The 2,524-nt window shown below is 76.6% G+C and carries 2 protein-coding genes; both read left to right on the top strand.

All coding sequences use genetic code 11. From position 1 onward, the window contains the following. The first annotated feature begins 319 nt into the window (after positions 1–319). Complete coding sequence (locus Q0195_RS11065) at positions 320–1,552, top strand: exonuclease SbcCD subunit D (protein ID WP_299278358.1); 1,233 nt, start codon at positions 320–322, stop codon at positions 1,550–1,552. Then, on the top strand, positions 1,552–2,524 hold a 973-nt coding region (locus Q0195_RS11070), incomplete at its 3' end, for an SMC family ATPase (protein ID WP_299278360.1). The genes Q0195_RS11065 and Q0195_RS11070, both read left to right, overlap by 1 nt.

Genomic DNA, 2,524 nt, shown 5'->3' on the forward strand with positions numbered 1-2,524 from the left:
CGCGCCACCGGGCGACGACTGCGTCGGGGTCGGCAGGAGCGACCGGGAGCACCGGGCCGGTCGGGATGCGGCGGTCGTGGTGGCCGCGCCGCCGGCGCCGCGACCAGGCGGCGGCGCCTGATGCCGAGCCGCGTGAGCGGTGCCCGGGACGCCGTCGCCGGTGCCGGAGGGCCGCGGGCGCCGGCGAGCGGGCGTTCCCCCGACGTCGGGTGAGCCCGCCGGTTCCCCTTCCCGGCCCCGGCCCCGGCACCGACCCGACCTGACCCGTCGCCGGGGTGGCGCCCCGGGCGATGTCGGTGGTCGTGGTTACGGTCGCCGCATGCGCATCCTGCACACCTCCGACTGGCACCTCGGGCGCACGCTGCACGGGGTGGACCTGGTCGCGCACCAGGGTGCGTTCCTCGACCACCTCGTCGAGGTGGTGCGCAGCGAGCGGGTCGATGCCGTGCTCGTCTCCGGCGACGTGTACGACCGCGCGATCCCGCCGGTCGACGTCGTCGAGCTGCTCACCGACGCTCTGCTGCGGCTCACCGAGCACACCCGCGTCGTCATCACCCCCGGCAACCACGACTCCGCCACCCGACTCGGCTTCGCGGCACCGCTGTTCCGCGAGCGGCTCGCGGTGCGCGCACGTGTCGAGGACCTCGCCGTCCCGGTCTGCCTCCCGTCGGCCGACGGTGGCCTCGGCGCGCTCGTCTACCCCCTGCCCTACCTCGACCCGGACACCACCCGGCACCGCCTCGCCGGCCCCGAGACCGACGCCGACGGCACCCCGGTCGTCCCGGCCCGCTCCCACGATGCGGTGGTCGCCGCGGCCCTGCGCCGGGTCCGCGCCGACCTCGCCGCCCGCCGGGCGGACGGGCCGCGTGTGCCCGCGGTCGTCATGGCCCACGCCTTCGTCGTCGGCGGGGCCGCCTCGGAGTCCGAGCGGGACATCCGGGTCGGTGGCGTGGACTCCGTGCCGCTCGAGGTGCTCACCGGCGACCACGGCCCCGCCGCCACACCGGACTACGTGGCACTGGGCCACCTCCACGGTCCGCAGCGGGTCGGGCCGGACCACGACCCGGGGCGGCCCGGCCCACTGGCCCGCTACTCCGGCTCGCCGCTGGCGTACTCCTTCTCCGAGATGCACCACACGAAGTCCAGTGTGCTCGTCGACCTCGGGCCGGCCGGCGTCGAGCGTATCGAGCTGGTGCCCACGCCGTGCCCGCGCCGCCTCTCGGAGGCCACCGGCACCCTGGCGGAGCTGCTCTCCCCCGCATTCGACGCCCAGGCCGAGGACTGGGTGCGTGTGGCGGTGACGGACACGGTGCGGCCCCGCGACCTGTACGCACAGGTCAAGGCCCGGTTCCCGCACGCGCTGGTCGTCCAGCACCGCCCCGCTGTCCCGCTCACCGGAGGGCCGGCGCGCGCCGTCACCCCGGCGCAGGACCCGCTCGAGGTCGCGGCCGAGTTCGTGCAGGAGGTCAGCGGGGCCGCCCCCACCGAGGCCGAGGCCGCGGTGCTGCGCCGCGCCTACGAGGCCGCCCTGGCCGCGGAGAGGAGTGCCTGATGCGCATCCACCACCTCACGCTGGAGGCCGTCGGTCCCTTCGCGGGGCGGCACGAGATCGACTTCGACGAGCTCTCCGCCGGCGGGCTGTTCCTGCTCGAGGGACCCACTGGCGCCGGGAAGTCGACCCTCATCGACGCGATCACCTTCGGGCTCTACGGCTCCCTGGGCAGCCCCGCGCGCGACGACCGACTGCCCTCGGCACACGCCCCCGGCACCGAGCCGGTGATCGAGGTCGTCTTCTCCACCGGCGCCGGGATCTATCGGGTGCGGCGGACACCCGCCTACGAGCGGCCCAAGCTCCGCGGGGATGGCATGCGGAGGCAGAACGCCACCGCCCGCCTGTGGCGGCTGGAGTCGGTGACCGACGAGGGCGGTGAGCCTCTCGCCACCACCACCCAGGAGGTCGGCACCGAGGTCCGCCGCATCGTGCGGCTCGACCGGACCCAGTTCAGCCAGACCGTCGTGCTGCCCCAGGGCCGCTTCTCCACGTTCCTGCGGGCCAAGCCGGACGAGCGTGCCCAGGTGCTGCGCGACGTCTTCGGCACGGAGATCTACCAGCGCTTCCAGGACGAGCTCACCGAGCTGGCCCGCCAGGCCCGGCGTGACGTCGCCGCCGCCCGGCAGGAGGTCGCCACCGCGGTGTCCACGTTCGCCGCCCTGCTGCCCGAGGACGACCCCACCGCCGCGGCGCTCACGGACGCGGCGGAGGAGCTCGACGCCGCGGTGCTCGAGGGGCGCACCGCGCAGGTCGTCGCGCGCGCCGAGGCGGAGCTCGCCGCCGCCGAGGCCCGGCGGGAGCAGGCCCAGGCCGCCGAGCGAGCCGCGCAGGAGGCGCTCGACGCCGAGCGCGACCTCGAGCAGCGCGTCACTCGCCGCCGGGTCCTGCTCGCGGAGCGGGCGGCGCTGGCCGAGCGGGCGCCGGCCGTCGCGGCGCTGCGCGACCAGCTCGCCGCCGCCCGACGCGCAGCCG

The organism is uncultured Georgenia sp., from assembly GCF_937958535.1.
Taxonomy (GTDB): Bacteria; Actinomycetota; Actinomycetes; order Actinomycetales; family Actinomycetaceae; genus Oceanitalea.

What these genes read in the sequence shown, in the direction of transcription:
- Q0195_RS11065 (WP_299278358.1), top strand. Translation starts at nt 320, where the DNA reads ATGCGCATCCTGCACACCTCCGACTGGCACCTCGGGCGCACGCTGCAC.